Origin of the sequence: Streptomyces coeruleofuscus, from assembly GCF_039532725.1 — a bacterium.
GTDB classification, from domain to species: Bacteria; Actinomycetota; Actinomycetes; order Streptomycetales; family Streptomycetaceae; genus Streptomyces; species Streptomyces coeruleofuscus.
Window position 1 is genome coordinate 130519 of the sequence record NZ_BAAASE010000011.1, and the last position, 23597, is coordinate 154115.

A 23597-nucleotide genomic window follows, 5' to 3' on the forward strand; every position below is an offset into this window, starting at 1 on the left:
GCGACGAACCACTGAGGGCGCCCCCTTTCGAAGGGGGGCGCCCTCAGTGCCGTTCAGAACCCCGGGTCGTACGGGAACGGGCGGTCAGCCGGTGGACTTCTTGGGTCAGCCCATGAACTTCTTGAACTCGTCGGGGAGTTCGAAGTCCTTGGCGCCCTGCTGCGGCAGCCCGAAGGCGTTGCCGCCCTCGGCGGCGGCCGCGCGGCGGGCGGCCTCCTCCTGCTCCTGCTGCTTGCGCTTCATCGGGTTGCCGGAGCGCTGCTTGCCCTTGGCCTGCTTCTGCTTCTTCTTCGCCCGGCCGGGACCGCCGCCCATGCCCGGCATGCCGGGCATCCCGGGCATGCCGCCGCCCTGGGCCATGCGGGACATCATCTTGCGGGCCTCGAAGAACCGCTCGACCAGGTTCTTCACCGCGCTGACCTCGACGCCGGAGCCCTTGGCGATACGGGCGCGGCGCGAGCCGTTGATGATCGTCGGCTCCTGGCGCTCGGCCGGGGTCATCGACTTGATGATCGCGGCCGTGCGGTCGACGTCCCGCTCGTCGAGGTTGTTGATCTGGTCCTTCATCTGGCCCATGCCCGGGAGCATGCCGAGCAGCTTGGAGATGGAGCCCATCTTCCTGACCTGCTCCATCTGGGCCAGGAAGTCGTCGAGGGTGAAGTCCTGGCCCTTCTTGGAGGCCAGCTTCTCGGCCATCTTCTGGGCTTCGGCCTGGTCGAAGGTCTTCTCCGCCTGCTCGATCAGGGTGAGCAGGTCACCCATGTCGAGGATGCGGGAGGCCATCCGGTCCGGGTGGAAGGCGTCGAAGTCGTCGAGCTTCTCGCCGTTCGACGCGAACATGATCGGCTTGCCGGTGATCTGCCGGATCGACAGGGCGGCACCACCGCGGGCGTCACCGTCGAGCTTGGAGAGCACCACGCCGTCGAAGCCGACGCCGTCGCGGAAGGCCTCGGCGGTGTTGACGGCGTCCTGACCGATCATCGCGTCGACGACGAACAGGATCTCGTCGGGGCTCACCGCGTCCCGGATGTCCGCGGCCTGCTGCATCATCTCCTGGTCGATGCCCAGGCGGCCGGCGGTGTCCACGATGACGATGTCGTGGACCTTGGACTTGGCGTGCTCGATGGAGTCCTTGGCGACCTTGACCGGGTCGCCGACGCCGTTGCCCGGCTCGGGCGCGTAGACGGCGACACCGGCGCGCTCGGCGACGACGCTGAGCTGGTTCACGGCGTTCGGGCGCTGGAGGTCACAGGCGACCAGCAGCGGGGAGTGGCCCTGCTCCTTCAGCCAGCGGCCGAGCTTGCCCGCGAGGGTGGTCTTACCGGCACCCTGCAGACCGGCCAGCATGATCACGGTGGGCGGCTGCTTGGCGAAGCGCAGGCGCCGGGTCTCACCGCCGAGGATGGTGACCAGTTCGTCGTTGACGATCTTGAGGACCTGCTGGGCCGGGTTCAGCGCCTTGGAGACCTCGATGCCGAGGGCACGCTCCTTGACGTTCTTGATGAACGTCCGGACGACCGGAAGCGCCACATCCGCCTCAAGCAGCGCGATCCGGATCTCGCGCGCCGTGGCGTCGATGTCCGCCTCGGAGAGCCGTCCCTTGCCGCGCAGGTTCTTGAAGGTCGCTGAGAGGCGATCGGAAAGAGTATCGAACACGGCGCTCGCGGTCCTCGGGGTCGGAGACAGACTGGGGAATCGCCCTCCAGGGTATCCCGGCGTGACAAGTCGCCGGGTCGCCCTCACCCACGCAGGGTCTCCTCCAGCTTCCGCGCCACCGACTCGGCCTCGTCCCCGGGCAGCGGCGCGCCCTCGGGGCCGGTGACGTAGAAGGCGTCCACGGCGTTGGCGCCGAGCGTCGAGACGTGCGCGCTGCGCATCTGTACGCTCGCGTCCTCCAGGGCGCGGCCGATGCGGAACAGCAGGCCCGGGGCGTCCTGGGAGCGGACCTCGATGACGGTGGCCAGCCGGGAGGCGGCCGGGTGGACCGACACCCGGGGCGGCGGGGCCACCACGCCCCGGCGGCGCGGATAGGCCGCGTCCCGTTCGGCGAGACGGCCGGCGATGTCCAGGGAGCCGTCCAGCGCCCGCACCAGGTCCGCCCGCAGCCGGGCGGCCTGCGGCAGGGAGCCGTACTCGGCGGCGACCCGCCAGTCCAGCAGCAGGACGGTGCCGTCGACACCGTCCGGGAGGGTCAGGGACCGCAGCTCCGCCGTTCGTACGGTCAGCCGGTGCATGGCGAGGACACCGGCCACCGCGGGCAGCACGCCCGGCTGCTCGGGCACGGCGATGAGCAGTTCCACGCCGAGCGGCTCGGGGTCGCCGGAGGGCTCCTGCCCGGCGGGCGGCTCGGTCTGCGCCCGCAGGGAGAGGACCGGGCTGCCCGTCGCGACCGCCTCGATGGCGAGCCGCTCCTGCTCGGCGGTCGGCGCGGCATCCTCGGGGTCGGCCGGGACGTCCCCGGCGAGCACCGCCGAGACCCGCTCGACCAGGTCGGCGACGAGCGAACCGCGCCAGGACGACCAGGCGGCCGGGCCGGTGGCCAGGGCGTCGGCCTCGGTGAGCGCGTGCAGCAGCTCCAGGGTGCCCTGGGAGCCGACGGCCTCGGCGACCGAGCGCACGGTGGCCGGGTCCTCCAGGTCACGCCGGGTGGCGGTCTCGACGAGCAGCAGGTGGTGCCGGACGAGGGTGGCGACGACCGTCACGTCGTGGCGGTCGAAGCCGATGCGGGCGGCCACGTCCTTGGCGATGATCTCGCCGGCCACCGAGTGGTCGCCGGGCCAGCCCTTGCCGATGTCGTGCAGCAGCGCGGCGACCAGCAGCAGGTCGGGGCGGCTGACGCGGCGGGTGAACTCGGAGGCGCGCACGGCGGTTTCGATGAGATGCCGGTCCACGGTCCAGATGTGCACGGCGTTGCGCTGCGGGCGACAGCGCACCCGCTCCCAGTCCGGCAGCAGCCGCGTGATGAGCCCCTCGGCCTCCAGCGCCTCCCAGACCTCGATGGTCGGGCGGCCGGAGCCGAGCAGGGTCACGAGCTGCTCGCGCGCTTCGGCGGGCCAGGGCGTGGGCAGCGGGCGCACGGTGGCCGCCATGCGCCGTACAGCGTGCAGGGAGAGCGGGAGTCCGGCCTGAGCGGCGGCGGCCGCGGCGCGCAGCGGCAGTACGGGGTCGCGCTCGGGGCGTGCGGCACGGGCGAGCACCACCTCACCGTCCTGCTCCACGACGCCCTCGGCCAGCGGAGAACGCTCGGCGGTCGGCTTCCCGCCGCCCAGCATGGCGCGCAGCCTGGGCCGCACGGCGCGCGATCGCAGCACGCGCCCCACCTCGCGCCAGGTGACGTCACTGGCGTACGAGACCAGCCGCGCCGCCTCGTACACCTGCCGCAGCAGCGTGTCCGCGTCGAGCAGACCGAGCTCGGCGGCCACCTGGTCCTGCTCCTGGAGGGCGAGCCGGTCGGTCGCCCTCCCGGTGGCCAGGTGCAGTGCGTCCCGTACGTCGAGGAGCCGGCGCCGGGCGTCGGCGAGGCCCTCGCGCGGGGCGTCGGCGAGCCAGGAGGCGGCGACGGCGCGCAGGGCGGTGGCGTCGCGCAGCCCGCCGCGGGCCTCCTTCAGGTCGGGTTCCAGAAGGTACTGCAACTCGCCCTGGCGCTCGGCGCGTTCCGCGCACAGCTCCTGGAGTTCGGGCAGGCGTTTGGGCGCCTGGTTGCGCCAGTCGGCCAGCACGGCCGTACGCAGTCCGGCCGTGAGGCCGAGGTCACCGGCGAGGTGCCGGGCGTCCAGCAGGCCGAGCTGCACCTTGAGGTCCTCGCCGGAGGTCTTGCGGGCCTCGGCGGGCGTGCGGACGGAGTGGTCGAGGGCCAGGCCCAGGTCCCACACGGGGTACCAGAGCCGGTCGGCCAGGGCGGCGACCGCCTTGGGGTCGCTGCCGTCGTGCAGCAGGAGCAGGTCGAGGTCGCTGCGCGGGGAGAGTTCGCCGCGTCCGTAGCCGCCGACGGCGACCAGGGAGACCCCGCGCAGCCCCTCCGAGCCCGCGGTGAACAGGCCGGTGAGCCAGTCGTCGGTCAGTTCGGCCAGGGCCGCACGGCGCGGCGGCCCGGACCGCGCCTCCTCGGTGAGGAGACGCAGCCGGGCCGCCGCGTAGCCGCTGGGTCCCGAGTCCTCTGCTTCCTTCTGCACGTCCGTACCCGTCACCCAGCGACTCCTGTTCTGTTTGCCTGCCTCAGAGCGCGTCGGGGCCGCGCTCGCCGGTCCGGACCCGTACGGCCGTGTCGACCGGGATGGACCAGACCTTGCCGTCACCGATCTTGCCGGTGCGGGCCGCCTTGACCACGACGTCGATCAGCTGCTCGGCGTCGTCGTCCTCGACGAGGACCTCGATGCGGATCTTCGGGACCAGGTCGACGGTGTACTCGGCACCGCGGTAGACCTCGGTGTGGCCCCGCTGCCGACCGTAGCCGCTGGCCTCGGTGACCGTCAGGCCGTGCACGCCGAAGGCCTGGAGGGCTTCCTTGATCTCGTCGAGCCGGTGCGGCTTCACGACGGCGGTGATGAGCTTCATGCGTCCACCTTCTTGCTCTCGGCTCCGGCCACGGCGGCCGCGACGGCGGCGGTCTTGGCGGCACCGCCACCGGCGCCGCTGAAGTCGTATGCGGTCTCGGCGTGCTCGGCCTGGTCGATGCCGGCGACCTCATCGTCCTCGGTGACCCGCATACCCATGGTCTTGTCGAGGATGAAGGCGAGGAGCGCGGAGACGATCAGCGAGTAGGCGAGCACCGCGAAGACACCGGCGCACTGCTTCCAGAACTGGGTCAGGCCGCCGCCGTAGAAGAGGCCCTCGACCTCGGACTGGCCCTTGCCGCTGGCGAAGAAGCCGATCAGCAGGGAGCCGACGACACCGCCGACCAGGTGGACACCGACGACGTCGAGAGAGTCGTCGTAGCCGAACTTGTACTTCAGGCCGACGGCCATGGCGCACAGGACACCGGCGATGACGCCGACGGCGATCGCGCCGAGCGGGGTGACCGCGCCGCCGGCCGGGGTGATGGCGACCAGGCCCGCGACCGCGCCGGAGGCGGCGCCCAGCGTGGTGAACGCGCCGTGGCGGATCTTCTCGTAGGCGAGCCAGGCCAGCATGGCGGCGGCGGTGGCGACCTGCGTGTTGACGAACATCAGCGCGCCGACACCGTCGTCGTTGCCGAGCCACGAGCCGGCGTTGAAGCCGAACCAGCCGAACCACAGCAGACCGGCGCCGAGCATGACCAGCGGCAGGCTGTGCGGGCGCATCGGGTCCTTCTTGAAGCCGACGCGCTTGCCGATGACCAGGATCACGCCGAGCGCGGCGGCACCGGCGTTGATGTGGACCGCCGTACCACCGGCGAAGTCGATCACACCCAGCTCGAAGGCCCAGCCGCCGGTGCCCCAGACCCAGTGCGCGACCGGGAAGTAGACGACCGTGGCCCACAGGGCGACGAACAGCGCCCACGCGCTGAACTTCACGCGGTCGGCGAGGGCACCGCTGATCAGGGCGGGCGTGATGATCGCGAACATCAGCTGGAAGACCAGGAACACGAACACCGGGATGGTGTAGCCGGGCCACAGCTCGGTCAGGCCGATGTTGCCGAGGCCGACCCAGTCGGAGTTCCAGCCGATGAGGCTGCCGGAGTCGGTGCCGAACGCCATGGAAAAGCCGTACAGCACCCACAGGATGGTGACGATCCCCAGGCTGATGAAGCTCATCATCAGCATGTTCAGGGTGCTCTTGACGCGGACCATGCCTCCGTAGAAGAAGGCCAGGCCCGGGGTCATGAGCATCACCAGGGCGGAACAGATGAGCATGAACCCTGTGTTGGCGGCAGACAGCTTGGGTGCTTCTGCGGCAAGGGTGATGGCTGGTGCCATCGGCGTCTCCTCGTCGTTGGTACGGCCCCGTGCGGGCGAAGCCTTGAGCGGAATGAGGGGTGGGCCGGTTATGCGCCACGAGATTGGCGCAGCGCGGTTTCGGTGGAAGCCCCTCGTTGTTTCGCCGCCGTGACGAAGGCGCTCTCTGTGTTACGCCTCGATGAACTGCCGGATTGTGGGCGCGTCGATCGTTATCGTGACGCAATCTTCCGCGCGGAAGCGGGTCCGGCCGCGGTCGGCCTTCCGGTGACCTGGCATGGGGGAGCCGAGTCGGGCGGTTCGGGAGGGCCGGCCGCGGCCGGGGTTCAGGGGGCGGTCAGATGCCCGGAGAGCCGGGCTCAGACCGCCTCTGCCGTCTCGGGCAGCTCGGCGGCCAGCCGCTCGGTGAGGTCGACGACCTCGCCGAGGTCACCGAAGTCGCGCGCGGCCGTGTCGACCGTCTTTCGGATACGAGTGTTGACCCGCTCGGAGCGGACCTTCTTGGCGACCTGCATGGCCTGGGAGGCGAAGACCGTGCACTGCTCGGGCTCGCGCTGGAGGAGGTTCACCGTGGCCATGCCGATCAGGTTCAGCGCGTACGACCGCTGGTGCTCGTCGTCCTCGGCGAAGAGCTCCACGGCCCGCTTCATCAGGGGCTCGGCCAGCGAGGCGTACGTCGGGCTGCGGCCGGCGACGTAGGCCAGGTCGCGGTACGAGTGCGAGTTCTCCCCGTACAGCTCGGCCTCGGAGAAGAAGCGGATCCAGTCGGGGTCGGGCTCGTCCCACTCGTCGGCCTCGGCGAAGGTGTCCTCGGCCATCCGGACCGCCCGCTTGCACTTGCCGGGCTGGCCCATGTTGGCGTAGGCGCGGGCCTCCATCGCATACAGCATCGACTGGGTGCGCGGGCTGGCGCAGTCCCGGCTGCCGTACTGCGCGAGGTGGATCAGTTCCAGCGCGTCGTCGGGCCGGCCGAGATGGATCATCTGCCGGCTCATGCTGGACAGCACGTACGAACCGAGGGGCCGGTCACCGGCCTCCTTCGCGGCGTGCAGCGCGAGGACGAAGTACTTCTGCGCGGTCGGCTGGAGCCCGATGTCGTACGACATCCAGCCGGCCAGCTCGGCGAGTTCGGCGGCGACCTTGAACAGGCGCCGGGTGGTGGCCTCGGGCTGGGGCTCCTGGAGCAGGTCCGTCACCTCGTGCAGTTGCCCGACGACCGCCTTGCGGCGCAGGCCGCCGCCGCACTGGGCGTCCCACTGCCGGAACATCACGGTCGTGGACTCCAGCAGGTCCAGCTCCGGCGCGGAGAGCCGGCCGCGGGCCCGCCCGGAGGGGCCGCCCGCAGGCTCGGGCTCCGACCGCGGGGCCGGGGGCGAGGGGACGAGCCAGCGCTGCATGGGCTCGATGAGGGCCGGGCCCGCAGACAGGACCAGCGAGCTCCCGAGGAAGCCGCGCCGCGCCAGCATCAGGTCGCTGCGCGAGAACTCACTGAGCAGGGCCACGGTCTGCGGGCCCGTCCAGGGCAGGTCGACGCCGGTCGCGGAGGGGGACTGGCGCGCGGTGCGCAGTCCCAGGTCCTCGACGGAGACGACGACGCCGAAGCGCTCCGAGAACAGCTCGGACAGGATCCTGGGGATCGGCTCGCGAGGGTTCTCGCCGTCGAGCCAGCGGCGCACGCGCGAGGTGTCCGTGGAGATGTGGTTGGCGCCGAGCTGGCGTGCCCTGCGGTTGACCTGGCGGGCCAGCTCGCCCTTGGACCAGCCACTGCGTACGAACCAGGAGGTGAGCAGCTCGTTCGGGCGCTTGTCAGTGTGCGTCGCGTTTGCAGCGTCCGTCCCGCTTCCGCCGTTGCCGCTCACTGGAACGCCCCCATCCCTGAGACCACTTGTCGCCGAGTGCGCCAAGGCCTATCAGCATGCCGGTTCGTACGGCCGTCCGTCCGGCCCTTGTCACCCTTCGAACGGAATACCGACTTGCCTCCGGCATACCCACATGCGCATGTGCCCCCAGGACTCGTGCACACAAAGTAATCCTACGATCACCCGTTCAGCCACGGCTCACACGGAAACGCCACCATTCGCCACCCCAACGAATGAACTCACCCACGCGTCACCGCGATTCACTTGACACAGGACACCCAGGAGCGGGTGCAGCGATGCACTCGGGGGCGCGTGTCGCCAGGCACACCACCCTGGGCACTTCCGGACGCCGAGTGAACCGTTCGCCGTCGGGAAGGCGGAAACAGAGAGTCACGTCTCGCGTCCGCTGCGTAACCAGCGGTGGGCCGGACCCGTTGGAGGGGGCATGGGCTTCACGATCGGCATCAGCCGGGGCATGCGCGACATCCGGTCCGGCTCACGCCGCCGCGGCCGCACGTCGGACGGCACCGCCGTGGCCGAATACACCGGCCTGTGGGGCTGGGACGTGGTGCCGGGCGCCCGGGCCGCGGCGGGCGCCTGTTCCTGCGGCCGCCGCGACTGCCCGGCGCCGGGCGCGCATCCGCTGGACTTCGCGCCGGTGATCCCCGCCGGGGCGACGCTGGACGAGGTGACCGAGACCTGGGGCGAATTCCCCGGCGCCTCGGTGATGCTGCCGGTCGGCCAGGCGTTCGACGTCATCGAGGTGGCAGAACCCGCCGGCTGCCGCGCTCTGGCCCGGCTGGAGCGCATGGGCCTGCCCGTCGGCCCCGTCGCGGTGACCCCGGACGGCCGCGCCCGGTTCTTCGTCGCCCCCGGCGCCGCAGCCGACCTGCCCGGCCTCCTCTACCGCATGGGCTGGGACGACCCGGCCGCCCTCGACCTGCGCGGCCTCGGCCCCGGCACGCACATCACGGCACCGCCCTCGGACCACGGCGGGCTCGGCCCGGTGCGCTGGCTGCGCTCCCCCGCCCTGGACTCGGCATCCAGGCCGCCGGAGGCCCGCCTGGTCCTGGGCACGCTGGCGTATGTGGCGCACCGGTCACGGGCGTAGGGCCCCTAGGCCGGCGCCCCGCACAGCGAAGCGCCCGACCCCGACTGCACCTCGGGGGCGGGCGCTTCCCTGCTGTATACGGACGTCAGGAGCCCACGCTCCGATGCTGTCCGCAGCTCATTCTCCGATAAGGGCGTCAACGAACGCCTCCGGCTCGAACGGCGCCAGGTCGTCCGCGCCCTCGCCGAGCCCGACCAGCTTGACCGGAACGCCCAGCTCGCGCTGGACCGCGACCACGATGCCGCCCTTGGCCGTGCCGTCCAGCTTGGTGAGGACGATGCCGGTGATGTCGACGACCTCGGCGAAGACCCGGGCCTGGACCAGGCCGTTCTGGCCGGTGGTGGCGTCGAGCACGAGCAGCACCTCGTCCACCGGGGCGTGCTTCTCCACGACCCGCTTGACCTTGCCGAGCTCGTCCATCAGGCCGGTCTTGGTGTGCAGGCGGCCGGCGGTGTCGATGAGCACGACGTTCGCGCCCATCTCCTTGCCCTCCTTGACCGCGTCGAAGGCGACGGAGGCCGGGTCGCCGCCCTCCGGTCCGCGCACGGTGTAGGCGCCGACGCGCTCGCCCCAGGTCTGGAGCTGGTCGGCGGCGGCGGCCCGGAAGGTGTCGGCGGCGCCGAGGACGACGCTCTGGCCGTCGGCCACCAGGACACGGGCGAGCTTGCCGGTGGTGGTGGTCTTGCCGGTGCCGTTGACGCCGACGACCAGCACGATGCCCGGCTTGCGGTCCTCCGGCTCGGTCTTGACCGTGCGGTCCATGTCGCGGCCGACCAGCGTGATCATTTCCTCACGCAGCAGGGTGCGCAGTTCCTCGGGGGTGCGGGTGCCGAGGACCTTCACCCGCTCACGCAGACGCTCGACCAGTTCCTGGGTGGGCTGCACGCCGACGTCGGCGGTGAGCAGGGTGTCCTCGATCTCCTCCCAGGTGTCCTCGTCGAGGTGCTCGCGCGACAGCAGGGTCAGCAGGCCCTGGCCGAGAGCGTTCTGCGAGCGGGAGAGCCGGGCCCGCAGCCGGACCAGGCGGCCGGCGGTGGGCTCCGGGACCTCGATCTCGGGAGCCTCGGTGGGCGGCTCCTCGACGACGACCGGAGCCGAGCCGTCCGGGAGATCCACCTCCTCTATCGTGCGCCGCGGTTCCTCCCGCGGCGTCTCGGCCTCGTCGCCGACGTGCGGCTCGGCCGGTGGGGTGGTGATGTCGGGCGCTGCGGGCGGGGGCGGGGGCAGCTGCTTCTTGCGCCGGCTGCCGACGATGAGCCCGCCGAGCGCGCCGAGCACGACCACGGCGATGACTACAGCAAGGATGACGATGTCCATAACGCGTCCAGTATCAGTCATGGGGCCCCGGGTCACGCTGCTCGCACCGCCCTCCCGGGACGAGGGCCGCCGGATCTCCACACCCCTGGATGTCTGATGCCCCGTCAGCTAACGTCCTCCGGACACCCGCCCGGTGAAGGGAGACGTCCCATGCCCGTCTCGGTCGTACGCTTCAACCTCGTCGCTCCCGGGGCCTCCCCCGCCGAGCTCGGTGCCCGTTACCGGGCGGCCCTGGAGATGGCCTCGTACGCCGACGACCGGGGCGTGACCACCGTGCAGACGGAGGAGCACCACGGGGCCGACAACAACTGGCTGCCGTCGCCGTTCGCCTTCGCGGGGGCGGTCTTCGGCGCGACCCGGCGTGTCGCGGTCACCGTGTCGGCGGTCATCGGCCCGCTGCACGACCCGCTGCGGCTCGCCGAGGAGATCGCCGTGCTGGACCTGCTGAGCGGCGGCCGGCTGGTGACGGTCGCCGGGATCGGGTACCGGCCCGAGGAGTACGACCTGTTCGGAGTGGACTTCGCCCGGCGCGGGCGGCTCCAGGACGAGCTGCTGGAGACGCTGCTCGCGGCCTGGACCGGCGAGCCCTTCTCCTACCGGGGCCGCACGGTCCGCATCACCCCGCGACCGTACACCGAGCCCCACCCGCTGCTCCTGGTCGGCGGCTCCTCCAAGGCCGCCGCCCGCCGGGCCGCCCGGCTCGGTCTGCCCTTCTTCCCCAGCGCGCACCTGCCGGAGCTGGAGGCGTACTACAAGGAACGGCTCCTCGAGTACGGCACCGAGGGCTGGGTGATGATGCCCGCCGCCGAGACACCGCTGCTGCATGTGGCCGAGGATCCGGACCGGGCCTGGGCGGAGTACGGCGAGCACTTCCTGCACGAGGCGCGGACGTACGCCTCCTGGCAGTCGGGCGGCGTGCGCTCGGCGGTGAAGTCGGCGGCGACGACGGTCGCGGATCTGCGCGCGGAGGGCGTGTACCGGATCCTCACGCCGGAGCAGTGCGCGGGGCTGGGGCTGGACTCCTTCGTCCTGCATCCGCTGGCGGGCGGGATGCCGGTGGAGGAGGGGTGGCGGAGTCTGCAACTGTTCGCGGAGCGGGTGCTGCCGGAGCTGGCGGGCTGACCCTCCCGCTGTCCGGTGGAGTGTCTGCGCCCGCCGGTGATGCACTGCGCGCATGACCTTGGCGGTGGATGTGCTCGTGCGGGACGCGGACGGCGAGTGGCGGGTCTGGACGTCACCGAGGGGTGCGACGACTCGGCCGGTTTTGAGTCCTGGCGCCGGCTGCGCACCATCCAGGCGACGGCCCTGCGCGCCCTGGAAAGCGGCGCCGGCGTTCTGATCCGTGAGACAGCAGACCGCCGCCCCGGCTCGGGCAGTGGCCGAACCGGGGCGACGGCGGGTTACGGGGAGAGGGGCAGCGGGGACTTTGGCCCTTCTCCCCGAGTGTGCGGGACGGGCTCAGCCCATCTCCTCCAGCGCCTTGCCCTTCGTCTCCTTGACGAACTTCAGGACGAACGGGATGGAGAGCGCGGCGAACGCGGTGTAGATCACGTAGGTCGCGGACAGGTTCCAGTCGGCCAGCGACGGGAAGCTCGCGGTGATGGCCCAGTTGGCGATCCACTGCGCGGCGGCGGCCACGCCCAGGGCGGCGGCGCGGAGCCGGTTCGGGAACATCTCGCCGAGGAAGACCCAGACGACCACGCCCCAGCTCAGGGCGAAGAAGAGCACGAACATGTGCGCGGCGATCAGGGCGACCCAGCCCTGGGTGGCGGGCAGCTGGCCGTCGACCAGGTCGTAGGAGAACGCCCAGGCCTCCAGCGCGAGACCGATCACCATGCCGACCGAGCCGATGAGGGCCAGCGGCTTGCGGCCGACGCGGTCGACGAAGATCATCGCGATCACGGTGCCGACGATGTTGATGATCGAGGTGGTGAAGGAGTAGAAGAACGAGTCCGTCGGGTCGACGCCGACCGACTGCCACAGCGTCGAGGAGTAGTAGAACGCGACGTTGATGCCGACGAACTGCTGGAAGACCGACAGGCCGATGCCGATCCAGACGATCGGCTTGAAGAAGAAGCTGCCGCCGAGCAGGTCCTTGAAGCTGGACTTGTGCTCGCTCTTCATGGCGTGCTCGATCTCGGTGACACGGGCGTCCAGGTCGACGTCCTTGCCCTCGACCTCGGTGAGGATCTCCCGGGCGCGCTCGTGCTTGCCGACGGAGATGAGGAAGCGCGGGGACTCGGGGATGACGAAGGAGAGCAGCCCGTAGAGGACGGCCGGGACGACCATGACGCCGAGCATGACCTGCCAGGCCTCCAGGCCCATCAGCTTGCCGCGCTGGTCGCCGTCGGCGGCGTTCAGTACACCCCAGTTGACCAGCTGCGACACGGCGATGCCGATGACGATCGCGGCCTGCTGGAAGGAGCCGAGCCGGCCGCGGTAGGCGGGCGGGGCGACCTCGGCGATGTAGGCCGGGCCGATCACGGAGGCCATGCCGATGGCGAAGCCGCCGACGACGCGCCAGAAGGCGAGGTCCCACAGCGCGAACGGCAGCGCGGAGCCGACGGCGCTGACGGTGAAGAGGACGGCGGCGATCTGCATGCACCGGATGCGACCTATGCGGTCGGCGATACGGCCGGCGGTCGCGGCGCCGATGGCGCAGCCGATGAGGGCGATGGCGATGACCTGGGCCAGGGCTGCGGAGCCGACGTCGTAGCGGTCGCGGATGGCCTCGACGGCGCCGTTGATCACGGAGCTGTCGTAGCCGAAGAGGAAACCGCCCATCGCGGCCGCCGCCGCGATGAAGATGACGTGCCCGAGATGATCGGGATGAGCCGTCCTGGCTCCTGACCTGGATGCCTGCGCTGTGCTGGTCACGTGTACTCCTCGGGCCACCGGCAACGCTGCCGGAGCGAATCAGCCTTCGAGGTGCCACCTGAAGGTACCTGAAGGTAAAAGGAACGTTGCCGAGACTATGCCTTCAAGTTTCGAAGTCAATAGGTCGGCAGCTGTGAATCTGAGGCAGGAATGTGACGGTGATGTGTTCAAGTATTGAAGTCACCGAGAGTCGCAGGTGAGACCGGTGTAGGCCACACTCATCTAGCGGAGGCGCTGGCTGATGACCTTCGACACACCGTCGCCCTGCATGGAGACGCCGTAGAGCGCGTCGGCGACCTCCATCGTGCGCTTCTGGTGGGTGATCACGATCAGCTGGGAGGCTTCCTGGAGCTCCTGCATGATCCGGATGAGCCGCTGGAGGTTGGTGTCGTCGAGTGCGGCCTCGACCTCGTCCATGACGTAGAACGGACTGGGCCGGGCCTTGAAGATCGACACGAGCAGCGCCACGGCCGTCAGCGACCGCTCCCCGCCGGAGAGCAGCGACAGCCGCTTGACCTTCTTGCCCGGCGGCCGGGCCTCGACGTCCACGCCCGTGGTGAGCATGTTGTCGGGGTCGGTCAGGATCAGCCGCCCCTCCCCACCCGGGAACAGCCGGCTGAAGACGCCCTCGAACTCCCGGGCCGTGTCCCGGTAGGCCTCGGTGAAGACCTGCTCGACGCGCTCGTCGACCTCCTTCACCACCTGGAGGAGATCCGCCCGCGTCTTCTTGAGGTCCTCCAGCTGCTCGCTGAGGAACTGGTGACGTTCCTCCAGCGCCGCGAACTCCTCCAGGGCGAGCGGGTTCACCTTGCCGAGCTGCTGGTAGGCGCGTTCGGCGGCCTTCAGGCGTTTCTCCTGCTCGGGCCGGACGAACGGCCTGGGGCGGTTGCGCGGGTGCTCCGGATCCTCCGGCAGCTCCTCGCCCTCGGCGGGGGGCGAGGGCGGCACGAGCTGGTGCGGTCCGTACTCCGCCACCAGCCCCGCCGGTTCGACACCCAGCTCCTCCAGCGCCTTGGTCTCCAGCTGCTCGATCCGCAGCCGCTTCTCGGCCCCGAGTACCTCGCCGCGATGGACCGAATCCGTCAACTTGTCGAGTTCGGCCTTGAGATCGCGCCCCTCGGTGCGGGCGCGGGCGAGTTCGTGTTCGCGGCGGGCCTTGGCGGCCTCGGCGGCGGTGCGTTCCTCGTCGGCACGGGCGAGGGAGACCTCGACGTGGGCGAGCAGCTGCCGGGCACCCGAGCCGACGGCCTCGGCGACGGCCGCCTCGTGCCGCAGCCGGGCCCGCCGCTGCTCGGCACGCGCGCGTGCCTCGCGCTCCGCGCGGGCGGCCCGGTCCAGGGAGTCGGCCCGTCCGGCCAGGCCCTTCACCCGTTCCTCGTGCGTACGGACCTGGAGGCGGGCCTCCATCTCCGTCTGGCGGGCGTTGGCCCCGTCGGCGGCGAGCCGGTCCCGTACGGAGGTGTCGGGCTCCTCCTCGATCGGCATCTCCTCGGCGACGGCGAGCCGCTCGGCGAGTTCCTCGACCTCCGTGAGTGCCTGGTCGAGGGCCTCCTGTGCCCGGGCCGCGGCGGCGGTGGACCGCTCGGCCTCCCCCGCGGCCCCCCGGGCCTGCCCGGCGAGCCGGCCGAGCTGCTGGGCGACGGCGGACTTCTCCCGGTCGGCGGACCGGCGCCGCTCCCCCAGCTCCTCGACCAGCGCCACGCACTCCGTGCGCCGTTCGACGGCCTCCTGCTGGACCTCGGCCAGCTCCTCGCAGTGGACGGCCAGCTCCTCCAGCTCGGCGGCGGCCTCGTCGACGGAGGCCTGCACTTCGAGGAGGCTGGGCGCGCCTGCGGAGCCGCCGTGGGCGAAGTGGGCGCCGAGGAGGTCGCCTTCGGCCGTCACGGCGGTGAGGTCGGGGTGGGCGTAGACGAGGTCTTCGGCGTCTTCGAGGGTGCTGACGACGACGATGCCGTGGAGCAGCCGTCGGACGGCAGGCATGAGGTCGGCGGGGCCGCGGACCAGGTCGGCGGCGAAGGGATGTCGTGCGGCTGCGGGACCGTTGTGGCCGGTCGCGCCGTTCCCCGCGCCCCTGGGGTGAGCGTCTCCTGCCAGGAGCAGAGTCGCCCGGCCTCCGTCCTGTTTGCGCAGGAGTCTGATCGCGTCTGCCGCCGAAGACGGGCTCGTCACCGCGATCGCGTCCGCCGCGGCTCCGAAGGCGGCCGCGAGGGCGACTTCGTGCCCCGGGGTCACCGTCAGGAGTTCCGCCGCCGGGCCGAGGATGCCGGAGAGACGGTCCTTCGCCGCGAGCAGTATCCCGGTGCCGTCCTTGCGGCGCAGCCCGAGGGCCAGGGTCTCGTGGCGGGCCTGGGTCGCGGCGCGCCTGCGTTCCGCCGCCGTGGTGGCCTCGCGGGCTGCCGTGAGGGCGGCCTCGGCCTCGGCGAGCTGTTGCTTCGCGGCCTCGTGCCGCTCGGCGAGTTCGGCGTCTCCGGCGTCGAGGCCGTCGACCTCGGCCTTGAGTGCCTCGTACTCCTCCTGCGCGGCGACGGCACGTTCCTGCGCCTCGTCGCGGGCGGCGGCCAGGCGTTCGATCTCGGCCTGGGCGGAGGCGGCGCGGGAGCGGGCCGCGTTGACCTGGCCGCTGAGCCGGGCCAGTCCCTCGCGCCGGTCGGCGATGGCGCGGGCGGCGTCCCTGAGGCGCCGTTCCTCCTGGGTCAGGGCGCGTTCCAGCTCGGCGCGGTGGGCGACCGTGTCCTCCAGGGCGCGTTCGGCCGCCTCCAGGGCCGCCTCCAGCTCGGCCTCCTGCTCACGGATGCGGGCGGCCTCGCGCTCCATGTCCTCCGGGTCGCGGCCGCGCCGTTCCTCGGGGGGCGCGGAGGTGGCGCTCTTCACGCGGGCGTCGGCCAGCGAGATCGTGCCGCGCACCCGCTCGGCGAGCTGGGAGAGCTCGTACCAGGTCTGCTGGGCGCGCTGGAGGCGCGGCGTGAGCTGCCGTACCTCGTCCTCCAGGAGCGCCTCCCGCTGGAGCGCCTTGCGCAGCTCCTGCTCGGCGGCCTCCTTGCGTTCCTTCAGCGCGGCCTCGTCGGCGACCTCGGCCTTGAGGGCTTCGCGCAGCCGTACGAGGTCGTCGGCCAGCAGGCGCAGGCGGGCGTCGCGCAGGTCGGCCTGGATGACGGCGGCCCGGCGGGCGACGGCGGCCTGGCGGCCGAGGGGCTTGAGCTGCCGTCTGAGTTCGTCGGTGAGGTCCTGCACGCGCGCGAGGTTGGCCTGCATCGCGTCCAGCTTGCGCAGCGCCTTCTCCTTGCGCTTGCGGTGCTTGAGGACGCCGGCGGCCTCCTCGATGAAGGCGCGGCGGCCCATCGGGTCGGCGTGCAGCACGGAGTCGAGCTGGCCCTGTCCGACGATGACGTGCATCTCGCGGCCGATGCCGGAGTCGGAGAGCAGTTCCTGGATGTCGAGGAGGCGGCAGGTGTCGCCGTTGATCTGGTACTCGCTGCCGCCGTTGCGGAACATGATCCGCGTGATGGTGACCTCGGCGTACTCGATGGGCAGGGCCCCGTCGGAGTTGTCGATGGTCAGGGACACCTCGGCGCGGCCCAGCGGCGGGCGGCCGGTGGTGCCGGCGAAGATGACGTCCTCCATCTTGCCGCCGCGCAGCGACTTGGCGCCCTGCTCGCCCATGACCCAGCTGAGCGCGTCGACGACGTTGGACTTGCCCGAGCCGTTCGGTCCGACGACGCACGTGATCCCCGGCTCGAACCGGAGTGTGGTCGCCGAGGCGAACGACTTGAACCCGCGGAGGGTCAGGGCCTTGAGGTGCACGCCGCCGGACTCTACCGCTCGGGTTCGTCTCACTCCATGAACCCACGGTTTCGCCACTGAACGCTCAGGGCAGACCAGACGTTAAAGACGGTGAAAGGATGCGGGGGCAAGAAAGAAGGGACGCCTACGGCGTCCCTTGCACTTCTGACAACTCAGCGGTTATGACGGGCGGCCCAACCACTGCCGTGCTGTTGTGGAGCGGTGCAGTGATCAGGTGAGCGCAGGCTCCGCCTGGTGTGCGTCAACGCTCTCCATGATCCTGTCGTGAGAAGCGGCAGCCGTCAGCGCCTCGTTCTCGGCCTGGATCCGTACGATTTCGGATTCCAGGTCCTGGACGCGCTGCTGGAGCCGTCGCATCTCGGCGAGGAGTCGAGGGTCGGAGCCGCCGACGTAACCGAGAAGCGCCTTTGCCATGATGGATGGTCCTCCACAATGAGTGACCGACCGATGCGGTGTGGGTCGTGAGGGATTCCGCACCCGCAGTCTTGGCAGGGCCTGGAGTTGTGCTGCCGTTCAGCCATGCCAAACAGCTAGGTGCGCGGGGTGCTTTCAGCGTCTCACCAAAAAGTTTGACGGTCAACACGATCACGCCCCGTATTGGCGGACGACCCGGGCGCACACGGCCTGGAACGGCGGTGCTGCGGCTTCTGCGGGGCCCTCGGGGCGTGACGATCATCCTTGCGTGTGCGGCCTGCCAAGGCAAGTGATTCTTGCAATCACCAGCGAGTTTCCGTCCTGGGCGGCCTTCGGCGACCGGTCCGCGGGGGGCCCACGGGGCCGCCCGGCGGTGCGGGATCAGCGGATGGCGAAGCCCTCGTAGCCGCCACGGGGTGTGTCCCAGATCTCGGTGACGCCGTCCACGCGGCCGGGCGTGTCGTCACCCTGGAGCCACTCCAGCAGGCCTTCACAGCCCTCTCGCGCGCCCTCCGCGACCACTTGGACGCGTCCGTCGCCCAAATTGAGAGCAAAACCACTCAGGCCGCCGATCTCCAGGGCCTTGGCCCGTGTGAACCAGCGGAAACCCACACCTTGGACGCGTCCACGCACCCAGGCGACCAGTCGCACATCCTCGCTCATGACTGCAACCTAACCGCCCGATCTCCCCTCCGGACACTTCCTCCACTTGCGCCATGCGGTACCGTCCCCACCCAACGAATCTCATATGAAACTCACACGATCGCGTGAGTTTGGTGTTGATCTCGAGGACGAGTCGACCGCCAGGACGAGGAAGGCCAGGACATGGGACGCCACCGACGCTCCGCCGCCGGCCGTGCCGCCACGGGCCGCGCCACGGGGATCACGCACGCCGACGGCTCCGTGACAGGCCACGACGCGCTGCACTCCACCGCGGGTGACGGCCCGACGATGGGCATCGCGCCCTACCTGAACCCCGAGGCGTACGCCGACACCTACGCGAAGAGCGAGGCCTACCTGTTCGCCGCGGGCGCCTCCGAGCCGGGTGGCGGCCATGACGCCAGGACCGCCGAGACGGCCGTCTTCGCCGACGGCGGCTTCACGCCCGACGGCGGCGCCCGGCGCTCAGGCTCGCACCGCCGCCGGAAGAAGGCCGCGCGGCCGATGCGCACCGGGCTGCTCGGTGTGTCCGCGGCGGTCGCCCTCGGCACGGTCGCGGTCGCCACGGGCGCGGTGCCCGGCCTCGAGAACTACAAGCTCGGCGGGGACAACGGCGGCGCCGACAAGGTGCAGGCCGGGGACACGCCGACGAACACCCCGACCGAGCAGGGCGGCACCACCGGCAGTGCCGACGGCCGGGACGGCGCGCCCACGAGCCGGGACGCCGAGCGCTCCCTCTCGCCGTCGCCGTCCGCCTCGAAGTCGTCGGCCGCGCCGACGAAGACGCCGGAGAAGACCCCGGAGACGACGCCGGAGAAGACCCCGGAGAAGAAGAAGCCGGCGGTCACCCCCCGCGAGAAGCCGGACAACACCCCCTCCCGTACGGCCACGAAGGCGCCGCAGAAGCCCAGCGCGCCCGCCGCCCTCTCCGAGGAGTCCGCCACCGCGGCCCAGGTGCTCAAGCTCGTGAACGAGGAGCGGGCGCAGGTGGGCTGCAGTCCGCTCGCCGCCAACAGCGCGTTGACCGGGCTGGCGCAGAACTACAGCGAGGACATGGCCGCGCGGGGCTTCTTCGACCACACCGACCCGGACGGCAGGACGCCGTGGGACCGGGCCGAGAAGGCCGGGATATCCAACCTCGGCGGGGAGAACATAGCCCGCGGCCAGGCCGACGCCGCGGCCGTGATGGACGCCTGGATGAACAGCCCCGGCCACCGCGCCAACATCCTGAACTGCGACTTCAAGACGCTGGGCGTCGGTGTCGAGTTCGGGTCGGGCGGCCCGTGGTGGACCCAGAACTTCGGCTACTAGGCCGGTCTCACGCTAACCAAAAGTTAGCGCAACCTGTTGGCTAGCGCTGCGCTGGCGTAGGCTGGGCATATGACCACGACCCAGGAGCTCACGGCGGGGCTGGACGACCTCCCGTACAACGTGTTCGCCAGAGTCTGCCCCTCGCGCGGCACGCTGGAGCACGTCACAGGCCGCTGGGGCGCACTGACGCTGGGCGCCCTGTACGAGGGCTCGCTCCGCTTCAACGAACTGCGTCGCCGCGTCGACGGCGTCAGCGAGAAGATGCTGTCCCAGACGCTGCACGCACTGGAGCGCGACGGCCTGGTGCACCGCGAGGCGCAGCCGACCAACCCGCCCCGCGTGGACTACGAACTGACACCGCTGGGACACGGCGTGGCCGAGCGGCTGCTCGCCCTGATCCACTTCGTGGAGGGCAGCATGGACGACGTACTGGCCGCGCGGGAGCGGTACGACGCCGCTAGGACGTGATCCGCGGGGGCCGCTGGCACTTCGGGCAGTAGTAGCTCGACCGGTTCATCCAGGGCCGTCGGCGCATCGGCGTGCCGCAGCGCCGGCAGGGCAGGCCTTCGCGGCCGTACGCGTCGAGGGACCGGTCGAAGTAGCCCGACTCGCCGTTGACGTTGACGTACAGGCTGTCGAAGCTGGTGCCGCCCACCGCCAGGGCCGCGTTCATGACGTCCCGGACATGGCCCAGGAGCACCAGGCTGCGCGGGCGCGTGAAGGTCGCGGTCGGGCGTTCGTAGTGGATGCGGGCCCGCCACAGGGCCTCGTCCGCGTAGATGTTGCCGACGCCGCTGATCAGCGACTGGTCGAGCAGGGCCCGCTTGATCGTGGACCGCTTGCGGGTCAGCGCCCGGTGGAAGGCCTCGTCGTCGAAGAGCGGGTCGAGCGGGTCGCGGGCGATGTGGGCGATGACGTCGGGCAGGCCGTCGGGGGTGTTGTCGTGCAGTGACAAGCCGCCGAAGGTGCGCTGGTCGACGAAGCGGAGCTCGGTGTCCAGGGCGTCGGTGAAGCGGACGCGGATGCGCAGGTGCTTCTCGTCCGGGGCCGTCTGCGGCTGGACCAGCAGCTGTCCGCTCATGCCGAGGTGGGCCAGGATCGACTGGTCCGTGTCCTCCAGGGGCAGCCACAGGTACTTGCCGCGGCGGCTCGGGACGCCGATGCGGTGGCCCTTCAAGCGGTGCGCGAAGTCGTCGGCGCCCGCGAGGTGGCGGCGCACCGCGCGCGGGTGCAGCACCTCGGCCTCGGCGACGGTCCGGTGGGCGACCCACCGCTCCAGACCGCGCCGTACGACCTCTACCTCGGGCAACTCGGGCATGGGGTCCCCCGTCACGTACCTGCGGATGACCCGAGCGCCCGCCCCGGGCAGGGGCGGGCGCTCGGGTGCGCTGTGCTGTGCCGACCGCCCGGCTGGGGTGCCGGGCGGTGGCTGTCAGCCGTCGACGCTGCCGTCGACGGCCGTGTGGGCGGCCTGAGCCGCCGCCGTCTGCGTCGCCTCTGCGGCCTTGGCCGCCTTGGCGCGCTCGTCCGCCGCGGCCCGGATGGACCGCCACGCGGACTCGGCGGCCTGCTGCTCCGCCTCCTTCTTGCTGCGGCCGGTGCCGGTGCCGTACGAGACGCCTCCGACGCGGGCGGCAGCAGTGAAGGTCTTCTCGTGGTCGGGGCCGGTCTCCGTGACCAGGTACTCGGGCACGCCGAGCCCTTCGGTCGCGGTGAGCTCCTGGAGGCTGGTCTTCCAGTCCAGGCCGGCTCCGAGGTTCGAGGATTTCTCGATCAGCGGGTCGAACAGGCGGTGCACCAGCTCCGCCGCCGAGTCCAGCCCTTGGTCGAGGTAGACCGCGCCGATCACCGCTTCGAGGGTGTCGGCGAGGATGGACGCCTTGTCCCGGCCGCCCGTGCCCTCTTCGCCCCGGCCGAGCCGGATGAAGGAGCCCAGGTCGAGCCCGCGCCCCACCTCCGCAAGCGCACGCGAGTTCACCACCGCGGCCCGCAATTTGGCCAGCTGGCCTTCAGGCAGGTCGGGGTGGGTGCGGTACAGCGTGTCCGTGACGACCAGGCCGAGCACGGAGTCCCCGAGGAACTCCAGGCGCTCGTTGGTCGGCAGACCGCCGTTCTCGTATGCGTACGACCGGTGGGTCAGTGCTCGCACCAGAAGGGCGGACTCGACCTTGTAGCCGAGCCGCCCTTCCAGAAGCGTGTGGGACGAGGCCTGGTTGTCCGCCGTTGCGCTCCCGCTCACGCGGGAGGACTTGTTCTTAGGCGTGGACACAGTGCCTCTCACCAGCCGCTCAGACCTCGAGGACCTGGCGCTTGTTGTAAGTGCCGCAAGAGGGGCACGCGATGTGCTGCTGCTTGGGCTCGTGGCAGCGCTCGCACGCAACCAGGGTGGGGACCGCAGCCTTCCACTGCGACCGGCGGTGGCGCGTGTTGCTGCGCGACATCTTCCGCTTCGGAACAGCCACGGCTACTTCTCCTGCTTCTCGTCGACGCCCGGTTCGGCGCCGCTCATCTCGTCCTTCTCGCCGTCCGACATGGTGTCGGCGAGTCCCTGCAATGCCGCCCAACGGATGTCGACGGCGTCATGGTGGTGGTCCGGGTCGTCCGCCAGCCGTGCGCCGCACTCGGCACACAGACCAGGGCAGTCTTCCTGGCACACCGGCTGCATCGGCAGTGCGAGCACCACCGCATCACGCAGCACGGGCTCGAGGTCGAACAGGCCGTCCTCGAGGAAGAGCCTGTCCTCGTCGTCCTCGGCGTCGTCGCCCGGTTCCGCGATCACGCGGCCCCGGTCGTCGGCGTCAGGGTACGAGAACATCTCCTGGAACTCCGCTTCGACGTCGAGCTGAAGCGGCTCCAGACACCTTACGCACTCCCCCTCGGCGGCGGCACGGGCGGTGCCTGTGACGAGCACCCCTTCCATGACCGACTCCAGCCGCAGTTCGAGCTCCACCGGGGCGCCTTCCGGCACTCCGATGACTTCCTTGATGCCGAAGTCCTTGGGAGCGTCGACCGTGCGGGTCAGGCGCTGTAGCGCACCGGGCCGCCGGCCCAGCTCGTGTGTGTCGAACACGAGGGGGTTGCGGTGGTCGAGGCGGGCGTTCAGAGCCATTCCTGCTTTCGATCTGCCGAGCTGAGGGGGACGCCGCCCTTCGGTGTTCCCGGGCAGCGTTGATCGCGGACGTACGCGCGACCGAAGAGCCAGGATACTGGACCTTTGCCTGTCGGCCCAATCCGGTGCTCAGCCGTTGCCGCGGCCCTGCTCGTAAGCCCGGAGCTGCTCGGCGCTGATCATGCCGGTGTCGAAGAGGCTGGTCTCGTCCAGGGCGTATCCCTGGTGGCTCTGGGGGTTCTGATGCCCGTGCTGTGGCTGCTGGGGCTCCTGCGCCTGCTGGGCCTGGTTCGGGTCGTACGCGGGCTGCTGCGGGTCGTAGCCCTGGTAGGCGTAGGGATCGGCCTGGTAGCCGTAGGCGTCCTGCTGGGCGGCGTACGGCTGCTGCGGGTAGCCGCCGTAGGGGTCGGGCTGCTGCTGGATGGGGGCACCTCCCGCCGGAGCGTAGCCGGAGGTGGGGGAGTAGGCAGGCTGCGGCCGGCCGTAGTCCTGCTGCTGGGCGGGCTGCTCGGCCGGGGGCTTCTCCTCAGCGAGGGCGGCCAGGCCGGCGAGGTAGTCGGCGTCGCTGGTGTGCTGGACGGTGCCGGTGTCGTCGGCGAGGGCGCCGAGGTCGTCGGTGGCGATCCGGCCGTGCAGCTTCTGCCGGCCGCGGCCGACGGCGTCCAGGGTCTTGGCGAGGACCGCCTCGAAGGCGCCGAGCTTGACGTCGACGTACTCGTCGGCGCTGCGGCGCTGGGTCTCCGGGTCGTGGCTGCGCTCGGGGGCGTCCTCGTCCTGGTAGCCCTGCTCGTCGGTGCCCGGGCCGGTGCCGAGGAGCTTCTCGCGGCCGCGGCCGACCGAGCCCAGGGTCTTGGTGAGGACGACCTCGAAGTTGGCGAGCTTGGAGTCGACGTAGTCGTCGGCCTCGGCGCGGATCTCCTCCGCCTCCCGGCGGGCCTCGGCGAGGATCCGGTCGGCCTCGGCCTGGGAGCGGCGGGCGACCTCGGTGTCGGAGATCAGGGAGCCGCGCTCGGCGTGCGCGCTCTGGATGATCCGCTCGGCCTCCTGGCGGGCCTGTTCGACCATCTGCTCACGGTCGCCGATCAGCTCCTGCGCCTGGGCGAGGGAGCCGGGCAGCGCCGCGCGCACCTCTTCCAGCATGGAGAGCAGTTCGGCGCGGTTGACCACGCACGAGGCCGACATGGGCATGGACCGGGCGCCGGAGACCGCGGCGACGATCTCGTCGAGCTTCTTCTGCACGTCCACCGTGTGCTCGCCACTCTCTA

At 71.2% G+C, this 23597-nt stretch carries 19 protein-coding genes; 4 read left to right on the forward strand and 15 right to left on the reverse strand.

Annotated features, from left to right (window positions below):
- Positions 1-105: 105 nt before the first annotated feature.
- The 5 genes from ffh to nsdA all read right to left on the reverse strand — a co-directional run bounded on the left by ffh (position 106) and on the right by nsdA (position 7732).
- Entirely contained in the window at positions 106-1656 is a 1551-nt protein-coding gene (ffh, locus tag ABFX81_RS34245; RefSeq protein WP_086843212.1) for a signal recognition particle protein, read from the reverse strand.
- Between the two features lie 83 nt (positions 1657-1739).
- Positions 1740-4187, reverse strand: coding sequence for a [protein-PII] uridylyltransferase (locus ABFX81_RS34250; RefSeq protein WP_086843214.1), 2448 nt, complete (start codon positions 4185-4187; stop codon positions 1740-1742).
- A 28-nt stretch (positions 4188-4215) separates the two neighbouring features.
- Positions 4216-4554 carry a P-II family nitrogen regulator gene (locus ABFX81_RS34255; RefSeq protein WP_003993253.1) on the reverse strand — a complete coding sequence of 113 codons (339 nt, stop codon included), beginning with the start codon at positions 4552-4554 and terminating at the stop codon, positions 4216-4218.
- Positions 4551-5894 (reverse strand): ammonium transporter, encoded by a 1344-nt coding sequence (locus ABFX81_RS34260; protein WP_086843215.1) that lies wholly within the window; start codon positions 5892-5894, stop codon positions 4551-4553. The genes ABFX81_RS34255 and ABFX81_RS34260 overlap by 4 nt, the downstream gene beginning before the upstream one ends.
- Positions 5895-6232: 338 nt before the next feature.
- Complete coding sequence (nsdA, locus tag ABFX81_RS34265; protein ID WP_346139157.1) at positions 6233-7732, reverse strand: transcriptional repressor NsdA; 1500 nt, start codon at positions 7730-7732, stop codon at positions 6233-6235.
- Positions 7733-8177: 445 nt separating this feature from the next.
- Here nsdA and ABFX81_RS34270 point away from each other — a divergent pair, with 445 nt between their 5' ends.
- Positions 8178-8843, forward strand: coding sequence for a bifunctional DNA primase/polymerase (locus ABFX81_RS34270; RefSeq protein ID WP_346139159.1), 666 nt, complete (start codon positions 8178-8180; stop codon positions 8841-8843).
- A gap of 117 nt (positions 8844-8960) precedes the next feature.
- Here ABFX81_RS34270 and ftsY read toward each other — a convergent pair whose 3' ends face one another.
- Positions 8961-10160 (reverse strand): signal recognition particle-docking protein FtsY, encoded by a 1200-nt coding sequence (ftsY, locus tag ABFX81_RS34275; protein WP_346139160.1) that lies wholly within the window; start codon positions 10158-10160, stop codon positions 8961-8963.
- A 150-nt stretch (positions 10161-10310) separates the two neighbouring features.
- Here ftsY and ABFX81_RS34280 point away from each other — a divergent pair, with 150 nt between their 5' ends.
- Complete coding sequence (locus ABFX81_RS34280) at positions 10311-11282, forward strand: LLM class flavin-dependent oxidoreductase (RefSeq protein ID WP_346139161.1); 972 nt, start codon at positions 10311-10313, stop codon at positions 11280-11282.
- A gap of 336 nt (positions 11283-11618) precedes the next feature.
- Here the strand turns inward: ABFX81_RS34280 and ABFX81_RS34285 are convergent, their stop codons facing one another.
- The 4 genes from ABFX81_RS34285 to ABFX81_RS34300 form a co-directional block, all read right to left on the reverse strand.
- Positions 11619-13037 carry a sugar porter family MFS transporter gene (locus tag ABFX81_RS34285; protein ID WP_086840421.1) on the reverse strand — a complete coding sequence of 473 codons (1419 nt, stop codon included), beginning with the start codon at positions 13035-13037 and terminating at the stop codon, positions 11619-11621.
- A 222-nt stretch (positions 13038-13259) separates the two neighbouring features.
- The gene (gene smc / locus ABFX81_RS34290) at positions 13260-16838 is read right to left on the reverse strand and encodes a chromosome segregation protein SMC (protein ID WP_086840418.1); all 3579 of its coding nucleotides are present in this window, start codon (positions 16836-16838) and stop codon (positions 13260-13262) included.
- Between the two features lie 210 nt (positions 16839-17048).
- A complete protein-coding gene (locus tag ABFX81_RS34295; RefSeq protein ID WP_086840416.1) occupies positions 17049-17252 on the reverse strand; it encodes a hypothetical protein in 204 nt (67 codons plus the stop codon).
- 381 nt (positions 17253-17633) lie between these two features.
- Complete coding sequence (locus tag ABFX81_RS34300; RefSeq protein ID WP_086840414.1) at positions 17634-17915, reverse strand: acylphosphatase; 282 nt, start codon at positions 17913-17915, stop codon at positions 17634-17636.
- A 162-nt stretch (positions 17916-18077) separates the two neighbouring features.
- Between ABFX81_RS34300 and ABFX81_RS34305 the strand changes: the two genes are divergently transcribed.
- Together ABFX81_RS34305 and ABFX81_RS34310 are read left to right on the forward strand one after the other, a co-directional pair.
- Positions 18078-19223, forward strand: coding sequence for a CAP domain-containing protein (locus ABFX81_RS34305; RefSeq protein WP_086840411.1), 1146 nt, complete (start codon positions 18078-18080; stop codon positions 19221-19223).
- A gap of 69 nt (positions 19224-19292) precedes the next feature.
- Entirely contained in the window at positions 19293-19691 is a 399-nt protein-coding gene (locus tag ABFX81_RS34310) for a winged helix-turn-helix transcriptional regulator (protein ID WP_086840409.1), read from the forward strand.
- Here the strand turns inward: ABFX81_RS34310 and mutM are convergent.
- The 5 genes from mutM to ABFX81_RS34335 all read right to left on the reverse strand — a co-directional run bounded on the left by mutM (position 19681) and on the right by ABFX81_RS34335 (position 23577).
- Complete coding sequence (gene mutM, locus ABFX81_RS34315; RefSeq protein WP_086840407.1) at positions 19681-20541, reverse strand: bifunctional DNA-formamidopyrimidine glycosylase/DNA-(apurinic or apyrimidinic site) lyase; 861 nt, start codon at positions 20539-20541, stop codon at positions 19681-19683. The two genes, ABFX81_RS34310 and mutM, sit on opposite strands and share 11 nt — an antisense overlap.
- Before the next feature lie 114 nt (positions 20542-20655).
- Positions 20656-21492, reverse strand: a complete 837-nt coding sequence (gene rnc, locus ABFX81_RS34320; RefSeq protein ID WP_373304907.1) for a ribonuclease III — start codon at positions 21490-21492, stop codon at positions 20656-20658.
- Between the two features lie 19 nt (positions 21493-21511).
- Positions 21512-21685 carry a 50S ribosomal protein L32 gene (gene rpmF, locus ABFX81_RS34325; protein WP_003951102.1) on the reverse strand — a complete coding sequence of 58 codons (174 nt, stop codon included), beginning with the start codon at positions 21683-21685 and terminating at the stop codon, positions 21512-21514.
- Between the two features lie 2 nt (positions 21686-21687).
- Positions 21688-22332 (reverse strand): YceD family protein, encoded by a 645-nt coding sequence (locus ABFX81_RS34330; RefSeq protein WP_059421930.1) that lies wholly within the window; start codon positions 22330-22332, stop codon positions 21688-21690.
- Positions 22333-22461: 129 nt separating this feature from the next.
- A complete protein-coding gene (locus tag ABFX81_RS34335) occupies positions 22462-23577 on the reverse strand; it encodes a cell division initiation protein (protein WP_086840403.1) in 1116 nt (371 codons plus the stop codon).
- Between the last annotated feature and the right edge of the window lie 20 nt (positions 23578-23597).